This is a genomic window from Phenylobacterium sp., from assembly GCF_028290885.1.
In the GTDB taxonomy this organism is placed as follows: domain Bacteria; phylum Pseudomonadota; class Alphaproteobacteria; order Caulobacterales; family Caulobacteraceae; genus Phenylobacterium.
The window spans coordinates 1-15,246 of record NZ_JAQGIZ010000096.1 but is presented as its reverse complement, the minus strand read 5'-3'; the positions used below and the strand labels follow the sequence as shown (position 1 = coordinate 15,246).

The following is a 15,246-nucleotide window of genomic DNA, read 5'->3' as shown; positions in this document are numbered from 1 at the left end:
GCAAGCGCTTGCGGCTGACTCTGGCGAACTTCGGAATCGATGAGGACACTAGCAAGTATATGTTTCTAGTGTGCTTTCTTGGATTTGAAGTTCGCTCGGCGCGTGGCGCGTGAATGAGGCGAACTTCAAATCCAGCACACTAGCCAGGGCGCGCCAGCCGCGGCCCGCGCCTAGGGCCGCGGCTCGATCAGATCCCAGCGGTTGCCACAGAGGTCCTCGAAGACCGCCACCGTGCCGTAGGGTTCATGGCGCGGCGCCTCCAGGAAGCGGACGCCGGCCGCCTGCATGCGGGCGTGGTCGGCGGCGAAGTCGTCGGTCTGCAGGAACAGGAACACCCGCCCGCCGGTCTGGTCGCCGATCCGCGCCGCCTGCGCCGGGTCGGCCGCCTTGGCCAGCAACAGGCCCGCGCCGCCGGCCGCCGGCGCGACCACCACCCAGCGCTTGCCGCCGCCCTGGTCGACGTCGGCGACCAGGGTAAAGCCGAGCTTGTCCACGAAGAAGCCGATGGCCTCGTCGTAGTCGCGGACCAGGAGGGCGGTGAGGGTGAGGCGCATCGGCATCGGGAAACCTCAGAGGCTGGCGGCCACGGCGCGGACCAGGTCGCGCATCCAGACGATGGCCGGCTCTGCCAGGCGGTCCCTCAGGTAGAGCAGGCTCACCTCCACCGACGGTGATTCGTAGGGCGGCTCGATCAGCTTCACCCGTCCGCCCTGCGCCGACAACAGCGCCAGACGCCGGGGGATCAAGGTCGCCATATCCGTCCGGCTGGCGATGGCCAGGGCCGTGAAGGTGTCGGGGACCGAAGCGCCGATCCGGCGCGTGAGGCCGCGGGCGGCCATGGCGGCCTCGAAGGCGCCGGCGTCCTCCCAGCTCGCGCGGCTGACGAAGGGGCGCCGCTCGCCGCCTTCCTCGATCAGCCCAGGCAGGTTGCGCGCGATCACCACGTGAGGCGTCGAGACCAGGGCCTCCAGACCGATGGCCTCGCCCTGGAACGCCGGGTGCCCGGCTCGAACGACCCACACCAGCTTCTCCGTCAGGAGGGTTTCGCGGGCGAAGCGCTCCGGCGCCGCGAGCACGCTGCCGACCAGGAAATCCACCCGCCGGGCATCTAGCCGCTCGAGGATGTCGAGCGCCAGCTCGGCGATCATCAGTTCCGACTGCGGGGCGACCTGCGCCAGCCGGCTCGCCAGCGGGGGGGCCAGGATCGCGCCGACGTAGGCCCCGGTCACCACCGCGAACCGCCGCTCGCTGGTGGCCGGATCGAAGTCGGAGGGAGCTAAAGCCGCCTGCAATTGGTTGAGCGCCGCATGCACCTGCGGACCCATCTCCACTGCGCGCGGGGTCGGCTGCATGCCGGCCGGTCCCCGTACGAAGAGCTCGTCGGCCAGCACGTAGCGCAGGCGGTTCAGCGCATGGCTGACCGCCGACTGGGTGAGCCCGAGCCGCGCCCCGGCGCGGGTGACGCTGCGCTCCTCCAGCAGGACGTCGAACACGCGCAGGAGGTTGAGATCAAGGTTCATGAATCATGTGCATTTGATGCGTGACAACATATCATTTTGATCATCGATGGGGCAGCTCTATCTCAGGCGCTACGGGAAAGCCGGCGCGGCCATGCAAGGTCAGCGCCCGCTGGCCCGTTTGCGGCATTTTACGAGTGAAAGGGGCTCGCCACGTGAGCGAACCTGAAGTCATCCCGCTTCGCGGAAACGCCGAGGTCGACCCGAAGCCGCAGCCGGGCTTCCTGCGCCGCTGGCGCTGGCCGCTGATCGTCGGGGGGCCGCTGCTGATCGCCCTGATCGTGGCCTATTTCATCCTGACCGGCGGCCGCACCCAGACCACCGACAACGCCTATGTGCAGATCGCCAAGGCGCCGGTCGCGCCCTCGATTGCCGGCCGCGTCACCGACATCTACGTCCACGAAAACCAGTTCGTGAGGCGCGGCGAGGTGCTGTTCCGGCTCGACGCGCGCGAAATGCAGGCCAACGCCGAGGCCGCCGCCGCCCAGGTCGCCAACGCCTCGCTGCAGGTCCAGGCGCTGCGCGCCAGCTACCAGCAGCAGCAGGCCATGGTGCAGGCGGCCCGCGACACGCTCGCCTACGCCACGACCGAGGCCGCGCGCCAAAAGAACCTGGCCAACGTCGGCGTCGCCTCGCAGGCGCAGGTCGACCAGGCCGTCCACGCCTTGCAGGCGGCACGCCAGCAGCTGGCCAGCGCCGAGCACCAGGCTGCCCAGGTGCTGGCCAACCTGGGCGGCGATCCGAACCTCGCGCCGCAGTCCGTGCCCGCGGTCATGCAGGCCGAAGCCCAGCTCAACCGCGCCAAGCTCGACGTCGTCTACGCAACCGTCGTCGCGCCGTCCGACGGCGTCGTCACCCGCGTCGACCAGATGCCGGTCGGGACCTACCTCAACGCCTCGCAGACCGGCTTCTGGCTGCTGTCCGGGCAGCCCTGGGTCGAGGCCAATTTCAAGGAAGACCAGCTCCCTCACATGAAGGTCGGCCAGCCGGTCTCGATCAAGGTCGACGCCTACCCCGACGTCGACATCAAGGGTCACGTGGCGAGCTTCTCGCCCGGCACCGGCCAGGCCTTCTCGCCCCTGCCGGCCCAGAACGCCACCGGCAACTGGGTGAAGGTCGTCCAGCGCCTGCCGGTCCGGATCAGCTTCGACAAGCCGCCGCCCAGCATGGCGGCGCGCGCCGGCCTGTCGGCGAAGGTGACCGTCGACGTCCGTGCGCCGGGCCGCGCCGGCTAAGGGCCGTAAGCCCATGACCACCGAACAGGACACCCAGAACCGCTGGCCGATCACCATCTCGATCATGCTGGCGACGGTGATGAACTCGCTCGACACGACCATCGCCAACGTCGCCCTGCCGCACATCCAGGGCAGCGTCTCGGCGAGCAGCGACCAAATCACCTGGGTCCTGACCTCCTACATCGTCGCGGCGGCGATCATGACGCCGTTGGCGGGCTGGCTCTCCGACCGCATCGGCCGCAAGCGGATGTTCCTGATCTCAATCGGCGGCTTCACGGTGGCCTCGATGCTCTGCGGCATCGCCACCAGCCTCCCGGAGATCGTGCTCTTCCGCGTGCTGCAGGGGGTGTTCGGCGCAGCGCTGATCCCGCTCTCGCAGGCCGTGCTACTGGACATCAACCCGCCGGAGAAGCACGGCCAGGCCATGGCGATCTGGGGGGCGGGCGCGATCCTGGGCCCGATCCTGGGCCCGGCGCTGGGCGGCTATTTCACCGAGAACTTCTCCTGGCGGTGGTGCTTCTACATCAACCTGCCGATCGGCATCCTGGCGTTCCTGGGCGTCTTCCTGTTCATCTCCGGGGACCGGCTGACCAAGGCCAAGCGGTTCGATTTCCTGGGCTTCGGGATGCTCACCCTGTTCATCGCCGCCTTCCAGATGGTGCTGGACCGCGGGCCCAGCCAGGACTGGTTCCAGTCCAAGGAGATCTGGACGGAGACGATCCTGGCCGCGGTCGGGCTGTGGGTGTTCGTGATCCACACCTTCACCACCGACCATCCGTTCTTCGACAAGGGGCTGATGCGCGACCGCAACTTCGTCACCGCCAGCTTGTTCGGGTTTTTCGTGGGGATTTTGCTGTTCTCGACGATGGCGCTGCTGCCGCCGATGATGCAGACGCTGATGGGGTATCCGGTGCTGACCTCGGGCCTGGTCAGCATGCCGCGCGGCATCGGCTCCTTCGTCGCCATGTTCGCCGTGGGCCGGCTGATCGGCAAGGTGGACACCCGGCTGATCCTGTTCGTCGGCCTCATGATCAGCTGCGTGGCGCTGTGGCAGATGATGAACTTCGACCTCTCCATGGGGGTCGGGCCATTCATCAGCTCCGGCATCATCCAGGGCCTGGGCGTGGGCCTGCTGTTCGTGCCGCTCTCGACCCTGGCCTTCGCGACCGTCCCGCCGCACCTGCGGCCGGAGGGATCGTCGGTCTACACCCTGGTGCGCAACCTGGGCTCCAGCGTCGGCATCTCGATCATGAACGGGCTGGTGGTCGCTAACACCCAGACCATGCACTCATCGCTGGCGGCCAAGATCATCCCTTCCGATCCGGTGGTCCGCGCGACGCTGCCCAGGATGTTCGATCCCGCTACCCCGGCGGGGATCACCGCCCTCAACGCGGAAGTCACCCGACAGGCAGCCATGGTCGCCTACGTCGACGATTTCAGACTGATGTTCATCATCACCATCGCCTGCATGCCCATGCTGCTGCTCATGCGCAAACCGCGGCCGGTCGGCGGGGAGCCAATTCATGCCGTTATCGACTAGATCCCTCCGCCTGCTGGCGGCCACAGCCTCGGCGCTCGCGCTCACCGCGTGCGCGGCCGTGGGCCCGAACTTCAAGACCCCGGAGGGGCCCAAGGGGCCGCCCGCGGGCGGTTACGCCATGGCCGGCGACGCCGTCGCGCCCGGCGTCCGGCTGAGCCCCGATGCGCGGGCGGCCGGTCCGTGGTGGCAGGCGTTCGGCTCGCCGGAGCTGGACGGCGCGATCCGCCAGGCCCTCGCCGACAGTCCGACGATCGCCGAAGCCCGCGCCGCGCTGGAGAAGGCTCAGGCCGACGCGCGCGCCACGCGCGGCGCGCAGTTCGTGCAGGTCGACGCCAACGCCTCGGCGGAGCGCGAGCGGATCAACCTCCAAGCGTTCGGCTTCAGCGGCTTCCCCGGGCTGCCGCCCATCTCGAATCCGACGCTCAACCTCTACCAGATCGGCGGTTCGGTCAGCTACGACCTCGACCTGTTCGGTGGCAAAAGGCGTGCGACCGAGCAGGCCAACGCCAGGGCCGACTCCGCGGCGCGCCAGGCCGACGCGGCCTATCTGACGCTCTCGGGCAACATGGCCATGCAGGCCATGAGGATCGCCAGCCTGCGCGGCCAGATGGCGGCGGTGCAGGAGATCGTCGCCGACGACCAGCGGGTGATCGACATAATCCGCAAGGCCGAGGCCGCGGGCGGGCAGGCGCATTCGGCGGTGTCGGGCGGCGTGGCCCAATTGGCCGAGGACCAGGCCCTGCTGCCGCCGCTGCAACGCGACCTCGACGCCGCCCGTCACCAGATGGCGCTCCTGGCCGGCAAGTCGCCCGCCGAGTGGACCGCGCCGGACTTCGACCTGGCGAAACTGACCGCGCCGGCCGAGGTCCCTGTCAGCCTGCCCTCCCAACTGGTCCGCAACCGGCCCGACATCCTGGCGGCTGAAGCCGACCTGCACGCGGCGACCGCGGCGATCGGCGTGGCGGTCGCCAACCAGTATCCGGACATCAAGCTCTCCGCGGTCCTGACCCAGGAGGCCATCAAGCCCGGCGACATGTTCAGCGCCGGCGCCTCGGCCTGGACCCTCCTGGGCGGCGTCACCGCGCCGATCTTCCACGGCGGGACGTTGAAGGCCGAGCGTAGGGCCGCCGAAGCGGACGCACGCATCTCGCTCGCCCGCTACCAGCAGACGGTGCTGCGCGCCTTCGTTCAGGTCTCTGACGTGCTCTCCAACCTGGGCACCGACCAGACGGCGATCGAGTCGCTGAGGGCAGCCGAGTCGGCCGCCCAGGCCTCGGCCACCGACGCGCAGAACGCCCTTCGCCTGGGCGGCGGGCCGATGATGGACGTGGTCCAGGCGCAGCGCACGCTCAGCCGCGCCCGCCGCGCGGTGGTGGAGGCTCAAGGCCGCCGCTACAGCGACCTCGTCGAGCTCTACGCCGCCACTGCCGCCGATTGGCGCACGGCGGCCCGCTAGGAAGTCTGCATCGCCCGCCGGTGCGCTACAGGGGGAAACTTCAGACCCTCAGGCTCTTGCGCTCGCCCCCTGGCTGGCTTCCGTCGCCAGTCGGCCGGTCAGTTCGGCCATGTGGTCGAAGTCCGCCTCGAAGGCGCCGAGGCCCTGCGTCAGGCCGCGCAGCTCGGCGATCAGGCCCTGGCGCTCGGATTGCGGGAGGTAGGCCTCGATCCGTTCCCAGCCGCGCCAGTCTTCGCGCGGCGCAAGCCCCAGGATCTGGCCGCGACGGGCGGTGAGCGCGGAGGTCACGTTGGAGGCGCTGGGCGAGGGCGAATAGACCGTCAGCTTCTCGATGGGCTCCAGCAGGATCGCGCCGCAGCCCGGCAGGCCCTCCTCCATGGCGAGGCGACCGGCCAGGCGGAAGGCCATTTCGGAGGAGTCGACGCTGTGGGTCTGGCCATCGACCAGGGTGACTTCGAGGTCGGTTACCGGGAAGCCGAGCTGGCCCTTCTCCAGCCCGTCGCGGACGCCCTGCTCGACGGCCGGGATCCAGTGCTTGGGCACCGCGCCGCCGACCACGCGCTGGCTGAACACCAAGCCCGAGCCGCGGGGCAGGGGCCTGATCTCCACCGTGACGTCGGCGAATTGGCCGTGGCCGCCGGACTGCTTCTTGTGCCGCGACCGCTGGGTTGCGCCGCGCTGGATGGTCTCGCGATAGGGGGTCCTGGGCTGCTCGGTGTCGATCTCCACGCCGAAGCGGCGCCTCAGCCGCTCCAGGGCCAGCCGCACGTGGCCCTCGCCCTGGCCGGCCAGCAGCATCTGGCGGGCCTCCGGATCATGGGTCAGGCGCAGGCCAGGATCTTCCTCGATCAGCTTGCTGAGCGCCCCGGAAAGCCGCACGTCGTCCTTGCGGTTGCGGGCCGACAGCGCCACCGCGAACAGCGGCCGTCGCGGGCTCGCCGCGGCGCGCACCGCCTGCGGGCGTCCGGTGGTCGACAAGATCTGGCCGGCGTGCGCCGCCTCCACCTTGCCGATGGCGCAAACCTCGCCGACGGCGGCCTGGGTGATCTTCTTGAGCGCCGCGCCCTGCACGGCGACGAGCCCGCCGGCCCGGCAACGCTCGCCGTCCGGCAGCACGAACTCCGCGCCGTCCGCCAGCGGATCGCCGAACACCCGAGCGTAGGCGAGCTTGCCCGACTGGCCGGCGTAGGCCGCCTTCAGCACATAGGCGCCGGCCTCGACGCCCAGGCGTTCGGCGGCCCGGTCGGCTGGCGGGGTTTCGTGGCGGAGCGCCTTCAGGAGGCGGCGCACGCCGAAGCCGTTCTGCGCGGAGCCGAAGAACACCGGCACGATCAGCCCCTCGTTCATCTCCCGCACCAGGTCGGCGAACACCGCGTCGCGGCTGGGGGTCACGTCGGAGAGCAGTTGTTCGAGGAGTTCGTCGTCGAAGTCGGCGATCTGCTCCAGCATGTGGAACCGGGCGTCGGCCTCGGCGTCGCGCAGGTCGCCCGGGATGTCCACCTGGGTCGAGGGCTCGTTTGGGCGGTAGACGAAGGCGCGCTCAAGGGCGAGGTCGATGAAGCCCGAGACCTTCTCGTCTTCCCAGGTCGGGATCTGGCGGGCCACCAGCGGCGCCGAACTGACCGGCGCGAGCGCGGTCAGGAGTTCGGCCAGCGAGCCGCGGGCCTGGTCCATCTTGTTGATGAACAGCGCGTGGGGAACGCCCAGCCGCTCAAGCTGGCGGAGCGTCGGCTGCAGCAGGGCGGCCTTAGCGGGATCGGGCTCGGCGACCACGACCGCCAGGTCGACCGCGGGCAGGGCCGCGTCGATGTCGGCGCAGAATTCCAGGGATCCCGGGCAATCCACCACCGAGTAGCGGTCGCCCATGAAGTCGAAGCCGGCGAGGTTCAGCTCCACCGAGTGGCCACGGGCCCGCGCCTCGGGACTCGAATCGCCGACCTTCTCACCGCCGACGCGGCGGTCGACGGCGCCGGTGACCTGCAGCAGGGCCTCCATCAGGGTGGTCTTGCCGCTGCTTGTGGGGCCCACGAGCGCCAGGGCGCGCACGGACCCCGCTGGATGGATTGGCATGGTCATTCTCCCATCACCTCGGGCGCCAGGGACGCGGTCGCGGATGGAGCGCGTCCATGGCGCGGTTTTGGGACGGTCGCGGACCGGTCCAGGGGCTCGCGCCGCCCTGCTGACGAAAACCTTACGCCCGGACTTCCGGCGCGCCAGATCACGAACGCGTGGGCGGAATCAGCCGGCCGCGAGCCTGCGCCTGCGGATATTGCCTGAGGCTAGGTGTTGCCGATCAGGGCGCGGATCGAGCGGAGCTCGTCGAGGGCGCCGGGGCGGCCGGCGCGCGCAAACTCCACCAGCTCCTCCACGGCGCGCAGGGTGCGGGTCTTGGTCGGCGGGCGCCCGCCGCGGCTGCGGTTGAGCCGCAGCGCCCGGCGCTTGAGCACGGCCGGCAGGCTGGTCTCGTCGAGCCATGCCGAGAGCGCCTGACGCAGGTCCCACTCCGATCCCTCGGCGCGCGCTTCGATGCGGCGAATGGCGCCGCTCTCGTGCGCGAACTCGATCAGCGCTCGGGCCTCCGAGGCGCAGCGCTTGAGCGTGGTGGACGAGATGTCCCGATCGTTGGCGATCTCCGCGGCGGCGGCCTCAAGATGGCCCAGCGGTTCGGCCGGCTCGGTCAGATCGAGGAAGATGGCGAGCTCTGCGATGTCCTTGGCGAAGCTGCGGCCAGCCTTGCTGGCGCCCTGCTCAGTTCGGAACGCGGATTTTTCCATGGAAACGCCACTGCCAGGGTTCACTGATGACCAGCAGGCTTAGGCGCAAAGTGTTATAAAATCCATATAAGTTTTGTGAACCTGACCCGAGAAAAGCGGTGACGTCTACCTAATACCGTTACGCGAGATTTCCTGAAGCCGATGTGGTCGGCTCAGAGCGGCGCGCAGGCTTCTTCCAGCCAGCCGCGGACGTCGGCGGGGACCTGCGGGCCGACCACGGACAGGACGCGGGCGTGGTAGGCGTCGAGCTGGGCGCGTTCTTCCGCCGTCAGCATGGCGGTCTCGATCAGGCGCCGGTCGATGGGGGCCATCGTCAGGGTCTCGAACCCCAGCATCGGCCGCTCGCCGCCCTCGATCATCGCCGGCTCTGTGACGAACTGAAGGGTTTCGATGCGGATGCCGTAGGCGCCTTCCTTGTAATAGCCGGGCTCGTTGGAGACGATCATCCCGGGCCGCAACGCCACCGCATTCGGCGCCTTGGCGATCCGCTGCGGGCCCTCGTGCACGCCGAGATAGGAGCCGACCCCGTGGCCGGTGCCGTGGTCGTAGTCGAGGCCGTGCGCCCAGAGCGCCGTGCGCGCCAGGGCGTCCAGCGCCGATCCGCTGGTGCCCGCCGGGAACCGCACGCGGGCCAGCGCCAGGTGGCCCTTCAGCACCAGCGTGAACCGCTCGCGCATCTCCGCCGATGGCTCGCCGATGGCCACGGTGCGGGTGACGTCGGTCGTGCCGTCCAGGTACTGGGCGCCGGAATCCACCAGCAGCAGCGAGCCCATCTCGGCGCGCTTGTTGAGCCGCAGGTTCGGCCGGTAGTGGACGATGGCTCCGTTGGAGGCCGCCCCGGCGATGGTGTCGAAGGAGAGGTCCTTCAGCGCGCCGGTTTCTTCCCGGAACGCCTCCAGCTTGGAGACCGCCTCGATCTCGTCGGGCGGATTGACCTGCCCCTCGGTGGCGACCCAGTGCAGGAAGCGCGTCAGGGCCGCGCCGTCGCGGGCGTGGGCGCGCTTGGTCCCCTCGATCTCCACCGCGTTCTTGCAGGCCCGGGGGGTGACGCAGGGGTCTTCGCCGCGCTGCACCGCGGCGCCGGCGCTGCCCAGCGCCTCGAAGTACCAGGATGAGGATTGCGCCGGATCGACCAGCACGGTCTTGCCGCGCAGTTCGGCCAGCGCCTGCGGCAGGTCGCCGGGCGTCTCCAGCCGCACTTCGTTGCCGAGCCAGGCCGGCAGGTCGGGTGTCACCTTCTGCGGATCCAGGAACAGCCGCGCCGAGCCGTCGGCGCCCAGGATCGCCTGGCCAATGGGCAGGGGCGAGCGGATGACGTCCCCGCCGCGAATGTTGAACAGCCAGGCGATGGAGGCCGGGGCGGTGATCACCGCCGCTTGCGCGCCGCGGTCCGCAAGGCTCTTGCCCAGCCGGTGACGCTTCGAGGCGGATTCCTCGCCGGAATATTGCAGCGGGTGCGGCACCACCGGCGCCGTCGGTTGCGGGGGGCGCGCCTGGCCCCAGGCGGCGTCCAGCGGATTGGGCGTCACGGGCCGAAGCTCGGCGCCGACCTTGGCGGCGGCGGCCTTCAGCCGGTCGAGCGCGTCGGGGCTATGCAGGCGCGGGTCGTAGCCGATCACCTGGCCGCGCCCGGCGGCGGCTTCGATGTAGGCCGGCACGCCGCCCTCCACGAGGTCGCGGATCTCGAACACGCCCTCGTCCACCTGGTCGCGGACCTGCAGGGTGTAGCGGCCGTCGACGAAGATCGCGGCCTTGTCCTTGAGGATCACCGCCGCGCCGGCCGAGCCGGTGAAGCCGGTGGCCCAGGCCAGCCGGTCGTTGGCGGCGGGCAGGTACTCGTTCTGGTGCTCGTCCTCGTGCGGGGCGACGAAGCCGTCGAGCCCTTGATCGGCCATGGCCTTGCGGATCAGCGGCACGTGCTTTGGCCCGAAGGAGCGGTCGGTGGATTCATCGAAGGTCTGGCGCATGGCTTCGGATGTAGTCCCTTCGCGCGCGGGGGCAAAGAGGCGGGGGACCTGCGCTTGCGGCCGAACCGCGTTCGGGCTATCCGCAGCTCATGGTCCGTCGCGCCAGCCAAGCCTGCTCGAACTCCTTCGGTCCCACCTGGGGTCCGGGTTCGCGCGGCCTTGCCTAGCCGCTGACGAAGACCGCGACCCCGCCGAACCGGCAGGGTCGCTGATGACGCCTTCTCCTGCCGCCGACCTTGCAGCCCCAACGAGGAGACGACGATGACTGAAGACCTCAAACCCTGGTTCCCGATACGCACCGCGCGGCTCCTGTTGCGCGAGTTCCGCGACAGCGATTTCGACGACGTCCACGAATACGCCGCCGACCCTGAGGTGGCGCGGTTCATGGATTGGGGCCCGAACGCGCGTGAGCAAACCCTCGAATTCATGGACCGCAAACTGCAGGAGCAGACCCGCTGGCCGCGCGAGGAGGTGTCGCTTGCGATCGAGCATCTCGCCGACGCCCGGGTGATCGGCTCAATCCGCCTGGCGGTCAGCGACCGGGACAACCTGGCCGGCGACTTCGGCTACAGCCTCAACAGCGCCTATTGGCGGCAGGGCTACGCGACCGAGGCTGCGCGCGCCTTGGTCGACGTCGGGTTCAAGACCCTGGGGCTGCACCGCATCTGGGCCGAGTGCGACGTGGAGAATGTCGGATCGTGGGGCGTGATGGAGAATCTGGGCATGCGGCGCGAGGGGCATTTCCGGGACGGCAAGCTGATCAAGGGCGCCTGGCGCGACCGCTACCTCTACGCCCTCCTGCAGCCGGAGTAGATTTCACCCGGATAAAATTGACAGGCCGTCGCCGGCCGTCGTAGAGGGCGGCGATGGACAAGCAGAGCCGCCGCCAGGTCGTCCGGGACTACAAGGAGCGCAAGGTCAGCCAAGGGATATTCGCCGTGCGCTGTGCCATGACCGGCGAAGCCTGGGTCGGCCGGTCGCGCAACCTCGAGCAGCAGAAGAACGGCATCTGGTTCGGCTTGCGCGCCGGCGGCTACGCCAACCCGGCGCTGCAGGCGGCCTGGACGGCGCACGGCGAGGCGGCGTTCGCCTTCGATGTGCTGGAGGCGATCGAGGCGGACGACCTCTCCGCCTATGCGCGGGACAACCTCCTTAAGGAGCGCCATACGCACTGGCGCGCGGCGCTCGGCGCGACGAAGATCGTCGGCTAGAGCGCCTCTATTGCGGCGGCGCCTGGGCGGGCTCGGCCGACGATGCGTCGCGGGCGGCGGCGTCCGCGTGGCTCGCCGCGGCCGCGGACCGGTCGGCGGCCGCCTGGGCGGCGTTCTGGGTCGCGCGCATGTTGCTCTCGGCGGCGGATTGGGCAGCCTGGCTCGCCTGCACGGCGGCGACCTGGGCGCCGCTGGCGGCGCTGTCGGTCTGCGCCTGGGCCGCGCCCTGGTCACGGGCGGCCTGCAGGTCTGTCGACGACGGCTGGCCGTTGTTCAGAAGGAAGATGACGCCGACGACGGCCATGATCGCCACCACGGCGGCGATCCACCAGCCCGCGCTGCTGGATGAGCGGACGGCCCGCACCGTTTCCCGGCGCACCGAACCCGGCGTCTCGATCGTGCGTTCGACGTAGTCCTGGTCGTTTGACATCGCGCTCTTCCTTGCCGGCCCAGCGTGGCCGTTCGGCGACGGAAACGCGGGCTCGAAGAGCAAGGTTCCGCTTAGGCGCGGCGCAGCACCAGGGTGGCCCAGGCGTCGCGATGCAGCCGCCGCTCGAGCCGAAAGCCGCGCGAGACGTAGGCCGCCAGCACCCGCCGCTCCTGAGTCCGAAGCAGGCCGGAGAGGATGGCGACGCCGCCCGGCTTCAGTGCGCGCCTGATGTCCTGGGACAGGGCCACCAGCGGCGGGGCCAGGATGTTGGCGAACACCAGGTCGTAGGGCGCCGGCCTGCGGACCCGGGCGTCGTCCAGGCCGCTGGCGTGCACGAAGCGGGCGCGGGCGCGGTTCAGCCTGGCGTTCTCGTTGGCGATGCGAACCGAGGGGCCGTCGATGTCGGTGCCGAGGGCGATAGCCGATCCGGTCCGCGCCGCCGCGATGGCCAGCACGCCGGTGCCGCAGCCCACGTCGAGCACCCGGCCGAACCGGCGGCGCTTGAGAAGGCGGTCGTATGCCAGCAGGCAGCCCACCGTCGTGCCGTGGTGGCCGGTGCCGAAGGCCGCGCCGGCCTCGATCCGCAGGTTCACCGCGCTGGGCGGCGCCAGGCCCGTGTCGTGCGCGCCATAGACGAAGAACCGGCCGGCGCGCACCGGCGGCAGGCCGGAGAGCGCCATGGCCAGCCAGTCGGCGTCGGCCAGCTTCTCGGTCGCCACCCGCAGGGCAGGGAACCGGGCCAGGGTGGCGGCCAGGGCGGCCTGTTCCTCCGTCGAGGTCGGGAAGGCGTCGATCCGCCAGACGTCGCGGTCCTCGTCCTCCTCCAGGATGGAATAGGTCAGCGCCTCGGTGGCGGGCTCGGCGTCGATGGCGGCCGCGGCGGCTTCGGCCTCGGCGCGCGGGCCCCGGGCTACGGTCTGGACGGCGTCGGCGGTCATCCGCGGCCTCTAGCGGGCGGCGGCGCGAAAGGCGAGAGGCTTCAGTCGGTTGCGGCCGGCGCGGCGTCGTCGGATTCGGAAACCTGGGCGCCGCCAAGCGAGGGATAGCCGTGCGGGGGCGGCGGCGGGTCTGCATAGTCGGCGCGGGCCACGGTGACGGGCTCTTCCGACGCCTCGTCGTTGCGGGCGACCTCGCGGGCCGGCGCCGAGACCGCGGCGCGCTCGTCCGGCCAGGCCGCGGCCTTCTTCCAATCCGTGCCGAGCACGTAGTCGGGGAGCTTGGCGCCGTAGCTCGCGAAGGTGGTGCCGGGGTCGAAGGGGCCGGTCGAGCGGGCGCCGCTCCAGTTGGCGAACATCTGCGGTCCGGCGGGCCGGCCGTCGTCGGCGGCGCCCAGGTTCGGCCGCATCGCGCCGCCCAGCAACACGCCGCCGACCAAAGCCGCCGCCGCGCCTGCGAACAAAACCTTCACCGACATATCCCATCTTCCTCGAAGCGATCGGGCCTAACAGCGTGCGGACGCGCGATTGGTTCAGCGCTAAGCTGGCGCCATCTGTCGGCGGCGGGGGCCGCCGCCGCGGGAGAGCCCTGGATGAGCAAGTATAATCCCCTCTCCGCCCGCCTGGCCGGCCACGCCGGCCCCGAATGGCGCGCGAGCTTCGCCGAGCTGGAAAAGGTGCTGGGCTTCCCCCTGCCCAAGGGCGCCAGGACGGGCAGGGCCTGGTGGCGGAACGACGCGGACGCGCCGCACGTGCGCGCCTGGACAGGCTTGGGCTGGGAAGCCGGCGAGGTCGATCACGTCGCGGGCCTGGTCACCTTCCGCAAGATCGCCGCGCCCGAATCCACCGGCGCCGGGGAATTCCAGCCGCCGGCGCGGGCCGCCGACGACACCCCCGCCATCCTCAAGCGGTTGGAGGCCACCCCCAAGTGGAACCTAGCCCTGGTGGCGGGCGGTCTCATGATCGCCGCCGGGCTCAGCCTGTTCGCCATCCGGGGGTGGATGCGGCGGCGGTAGTTCAGCCTTCCCCCGGTACGGGGGGAAGCCGCCTCACCCCTTCTCGACGAAGCTGTCGATCACCTTCTTCTCGCCGGCCTTTTCGAACGCGACGGTGAGCTTGTTGCCCTCCACGACGGTGACGGCGCCGTAGCCGAACTTCAGGTGGAAGACGCGGTCGCCGCGCTGGTAGTCGCTGGCGGCGCTCTCCGCCGAGGTGGCGACCAGGCGGCCTTCGCCCTCGATGACCTGCTGGCGGCCGGGGTGGCTGCCCTTGTAGCCGGCGGTCTGGGCGCGCCGCCAGCCGGGGGAGGAATAGCCGGCCCCAAAAGAGGGGCTCTCGTCCCAGCGGCTGCCGTGCTGCTGCATCCCGGGCCCGCCGCCGTAGTAGCCGGTCTCCGAGGAGGCCTCGACATTGGCCAGCGGCAGTTCGTCGACGAAGCGGCTGGGCAGCTGGCTGGTCCATCGGCCGTAGACCTGGCGGTTGGCGGCGAAGGAGACGCGGGCCTCCTCCCGGGCGCGGGTGATGCCGACGTAGGCCAGCCGCCGCTCCTCCTCGAGCCCCTTCTCGCCCTTCTCATCCATGCTGCGCTGGGACGGGAAGACGCCTTCCTCCCAGCCGGGCAGGAAGACCAGCGGGAACTCCAGCCCCTTGGCGGAATGTAGCGTCATGATCTGCACCGCGTCGGCCTGCGGGCCGCGGTCGAGGTCCATGACCAGGGAGACGTGCTCCAGATAGGCCTGCAGGGTCTCGAAATTGCCCATCGACTGGACGAGCTCCTTGAGGTTCTCCAGCCGGGTTTGGGCGGTCGGGCCTTTGTCCAGGCGAAGGGCGTCGGTGTAGCCGCTCTCCTCCAGCACCGCCTCCATCAGGCGGGGATGGGCCGTGCGCTCCGCCTCGGCCCGCCAGCGGTCGAGGTCGCGCAGGAAGGTCGCGAGCGAGGTGCGCGTGCGGGCGGCGAGTTCGTCGGTCAGCACGAGCTGGCGCGCCGCGACGACGGCCGGGACGCCGCCCAGCCGCGCCACCTGCAGCAGCTTCTGGACGGTGGTGTCGCCGATGCCGCGCTTGGGCACATTGACGATCCGCTCGAAGGCCAGGTCGTCGTCCGGCGACTGGATCAGCCGCAGGTAGGCGTGGGCGTCGCGAATCTCGGCGCGCTCGAAGAACCGCGGGCCGCCGACCACC

Annotated in this window: 15 protein-coding genes; 6 read left to right on the top strand and 9 right to left on the bottom strand. The window is 70.5% G+C overall.

What is annotated here, in order from left to right:
• Positions 1-170 precede the first annotated feature (170 nt).
• Together JWP28_RS07115 and JWP28_RS07110 are read right to left on the bottom strand one after the other, a co-directional pair.
• On the bottom strand, positions 171-560 hold the full coding sequence (locus tag JWP28_RS07115) for a VOC family protein (protein ID WP_299541526.1): 390 nt from the start codon (positions 558-560) through the stop codon (positions 171-173).
• Between the two features lie 9 nt (positions 561-569).
• Complete coding sequence (locus JWP28_RS07110) at positions 570-1,520, bottom strand: LysR family transcriptional regulator (RefSeq protein ID WP_299541524.1); 951 nt, start codon at positions 1,518-1,520, stop codon at positions 570-572.
• A gap of 152 nt (positions 1,521-1,672) precedes the next feature.
• Between JWP28_RS07110 and JWP28_RS07105 the strand changes: the two genes are divergently transcribed.
• From JWP28_RS07105 to JWP28_RS07095, 3 genes are read left to right on the top strand one after another with little or no spacing between them, the layout of a single operon-like run.
• Positions 1,673-2,752, top strand: a complete 1,080-nt coding sequence (locus JWP28_RS07105) for an HlyD family secretion protein (protein ID WP_299541522.1) — start codon at positions 1,673-1,675, stop codon at positions 2,750-2,752.
• A 13-nt stretch (positions 2,753-2,765) separates the two neighbouring features.
• Positions 2,766-4,292: a DHA2 family efflux MFS transporter permease subunit gene (locus JWP28_RS07100; protein WP_299541520.1), complete on the top strand. Its 1,527-nt coding sequence runs from the start codon at positions 2,766-2,768 to the stop codon at positions 4,290-4,292.
• Entirely contained in the window at positions 4,276-5,748 is a 1,473-nt protein-coding gene (locus tag JWP28_RS07095) for an efflux transporter outer membrane subunit (RefSeq protein WP_299541518.1), read from the top strand. Before JWP28_RS07100 ends, JWP28_RS07095 begins: the two co-directional genes overlap by 17 nt.
• 48 nt (positions 5,749-5,796) lie before the next feature.
• Here the strand turns inward: JWP28_RS07095 and JWP28_RS07090 are convergent, their stop codons facing one another.
• The 3 genes from JWP28_RS07090 to JWP28_RS07080 all read right to left on the bottom strand — a co-directional run bounded on the left by JWP28_RS07090 (position 5,797) and on the right by JWP28_RS07080 (position 10,489).
• On the bottom strand, positions 5,797-7,818 hold the full coding sequence (locus tag JWP28_RS07090; protein ID WP_299541516.1) for an elongation factor G: 2,022 nt from the start codon (positions 7,816-7,818) through the stop codon (positions 5,797-5,799).
• Positions 7,819-8,027: 209 nt separating this feature from the next.
• Positions 8,028-8,522, bottom strand: coding sequence for a hypothetical protein (locus tag JWP28_RS07085; RefSeq protein WP_299541514.1), 495 nt, complete (start codon positions 8,520-8,522; stop codon positions 8,028-8,030).
• A 152-nt stretch (positions 8,523-8,674) separates the two neighbouring features.
• Positions 8,675-10,489, bottom strand: coding sequence for an aminopeptidase P family protein (locus JWP28_RS07080; RefSeq protein WP_299541512.1), 1,815 nt, complete (start codon positions 10,487-10,489; stop codon positions 8,675-8,677).
• 261 nt (positions 10,490-10,750) lie between these two features.
• On the opposite strand from JWP28_RS07080, the gene JWP28_RS07075 reads away from it, so the two are divergent.
• Together JWP28_RS07075 and JWP28_RS07070 are read left to right on the top strand one after the other, a co-directional pair.
• Positions 10,751-11,302, top strand: coding sequence for a GNAT family N-acetyltransferase (locus JWP28_RS07075; RefSeq protein ID WP_299541510.1), 552 nt, complete (start codon positions 10,751-10,753; stop codon positions 11,300-11,302).
• A 53-nt stretch (positions 11,303-11,355) separates the two neighbouring features.
• Positions 11,356-11,700 carry a GIY-YIG nuclease family protein gene (locus tag JWP28_RS07070; RefSeq protein ID WP_299541508.1) on the top strand — a complete coding sequence of 115 codons (345 nt, stop codon included), beginning with the start codon at positions 11,356-11,358 and terminating at the stop codon, positions 11,698-11,700.
• Between the two features lie 7 nt (positions 11,701-11,707).
• Here the strand turns inward: JWP28_RS07070 and JWP28_RS07065 are convergent, their stop codons facing one another.
• From JWP28_RS07065 to JWP28_RS07055, 3 genes are all read right to left on the bottom strand, one after another.
• Positions 11,708-12,130 carry a hypothetical protein gene (locus JWP28_RS07065; protein WP_299541506.1) on the bottom strand — a complete coding sequence of 141 codons (423 nt, stop codon included), beginning with the start codon at positions 12,128-12,130 and terminating at the stop codon, positions 11,708-11,710.
• 71 nt (positions 12,131-12,201) lie between these two features.
• Positions 12,202-13,068 carry a 50S ribosomal protein L11 methyltransferase gene (locus JWP28_RS07060; protein WP_299541504.1) on the bottom strand — a complete coding sequence of 289 codons (867 nt, stop codon included), beginning with the start codon at positions 13,066-13,068 and terminating at the stop codon, positions 12,202-12,204.
• A gap of 41 nt (positions 13,069-13,109) precedes the next feature.
• On the bottom strand, positions 13,110-13,538 hold the full coding sequence (locus JWP28_RS07055; RefSeq protein WP_299541502.1) for a hypothetical protein: 429 nt from the start codon (positions 13,536-13,538) through the stop codon (positions 13,110-13,112).
• Positions 13,539-13,658: 120 nt separating this feature from the next.
• On the opposite strand from JWP28_RS07055, the gene JWP28_RS07050 reads away from it, so the two are divergent.
• The gene (locus tag JWP28_RS07050) at positions 13,659-14,081 is read left to right on the top strand and encodes a hypothetical protein (protein WP_299541500.1); all 423 of its coding nucleotides are present in this window, start codon (positions 13,659-13,661) and stop codon (positions 14,079-14,081) included.
• 33 nt (positions 14,082-14,114) lie between these two features.
• Here JWP28_RS07050 and JWP28_RS07045 read toward each other — a convergent pair.
• On the bottom strand, positions 14,115-15,246 hold a 1,132-nt coding region (locus JWP28_RS07045), incomplete at its 5' end, for a 3'-5' exonuclease (protein ID WP_299541498.1).

What these genes read in the sequence shown, in the direction of transcription:
- JWP28_RS07065 (WP_299541506.1), bottom strand. Translation starts at nt 12,130, where the DNA reads ATGTCAAACGACCAGGACTACGTCGAACGCACGATCGAGACGCCGGGT.
- JWP28_RS07110 (WP_299541524.1), bottom strand. Translation starts at nt 1,520, where the DNA reads ATGAACCTTGATCTCAACCTCCTGCGCGTGTTCGACGTCCTGCTGGAG.
- JWP28_RS07095 (WP_299541518.1), top strand. Translation starts at nt 4,276, where the DNA reads ATGCCGTTATCGACTAGATCCCTCCGCCTGCTGGCGGCCACAGCCTCG.
- JWP28_RS07115 (WP_299541526.1), bottom strand. Translation starts at nt 560, where the DNA reads ATGCCGATGCGCCTCACCCTCACCGCCCTCCTGGTCCGCGACTACGAC.
- JWP28_RS07085 (WP_299541514.1), bottom strand. Translation starts at nt 8,522, where the DNA reads ATGGAAAAATCCGCGTTCCGAACTGAGCAGGGCGCCAGCAAGGCTGGC.
- JWP28_RS07070 (WP_299541508.1), top strand. Translation starts at nt 11,356, where the DNA reads ATGGACAAGCAGAGCCGCCGCCAGGTCGTCCGGGACTACAAGGAGCGC.
- JWP28_RS07090 (WP_299541516.1), bottom strand. Translation starts at nt 7,818, where the DNA reads ATGCCAATCCATCCAGCGGGGTCCGTGCGCGCCCTGGCGCTCGTGGGC.
- JWP28_RS07100 (WP_299541520.1), top strand. Translation starts at nt 2,766, where the DNA reads ATGACCACCGAACAGGACACCCAGAACCGCTGGCCGATCACCATCTCG.
- JWP28_RS07080 (WP_299541512.1), bottom strand. Translation starts at nt 10,489, where the DNA reads ATGCGCCAGACCTTCGATGAATCCACCGACCGCTCCTTCGGGCCAAAG.
- JWP28_RS07050 (WP_299541500.1), top strand. Translation starts at nt 13,659, where the DNA reads ATGAGCAAGTATAATCCCCTCTCCGCCCGCCTGGCCGGCCACGCCGGC.
- JWP28_RS07075 (WP_299541510.1), top strand. Translation starts at nt 10,751, where the DNA reads ATGACTGAAGACCTCAAACCCTGGTTCCCGATACGCACCGCGCGGCTC.
- JWP28_RS07060 (WP_299541504.1), bottom strand. Translation starts at nt 13,068, where the DNA reads ATGACCGCCGACGCCGTCCAGACCGTAGCCCGGGGCCCGCGCGCCGAG.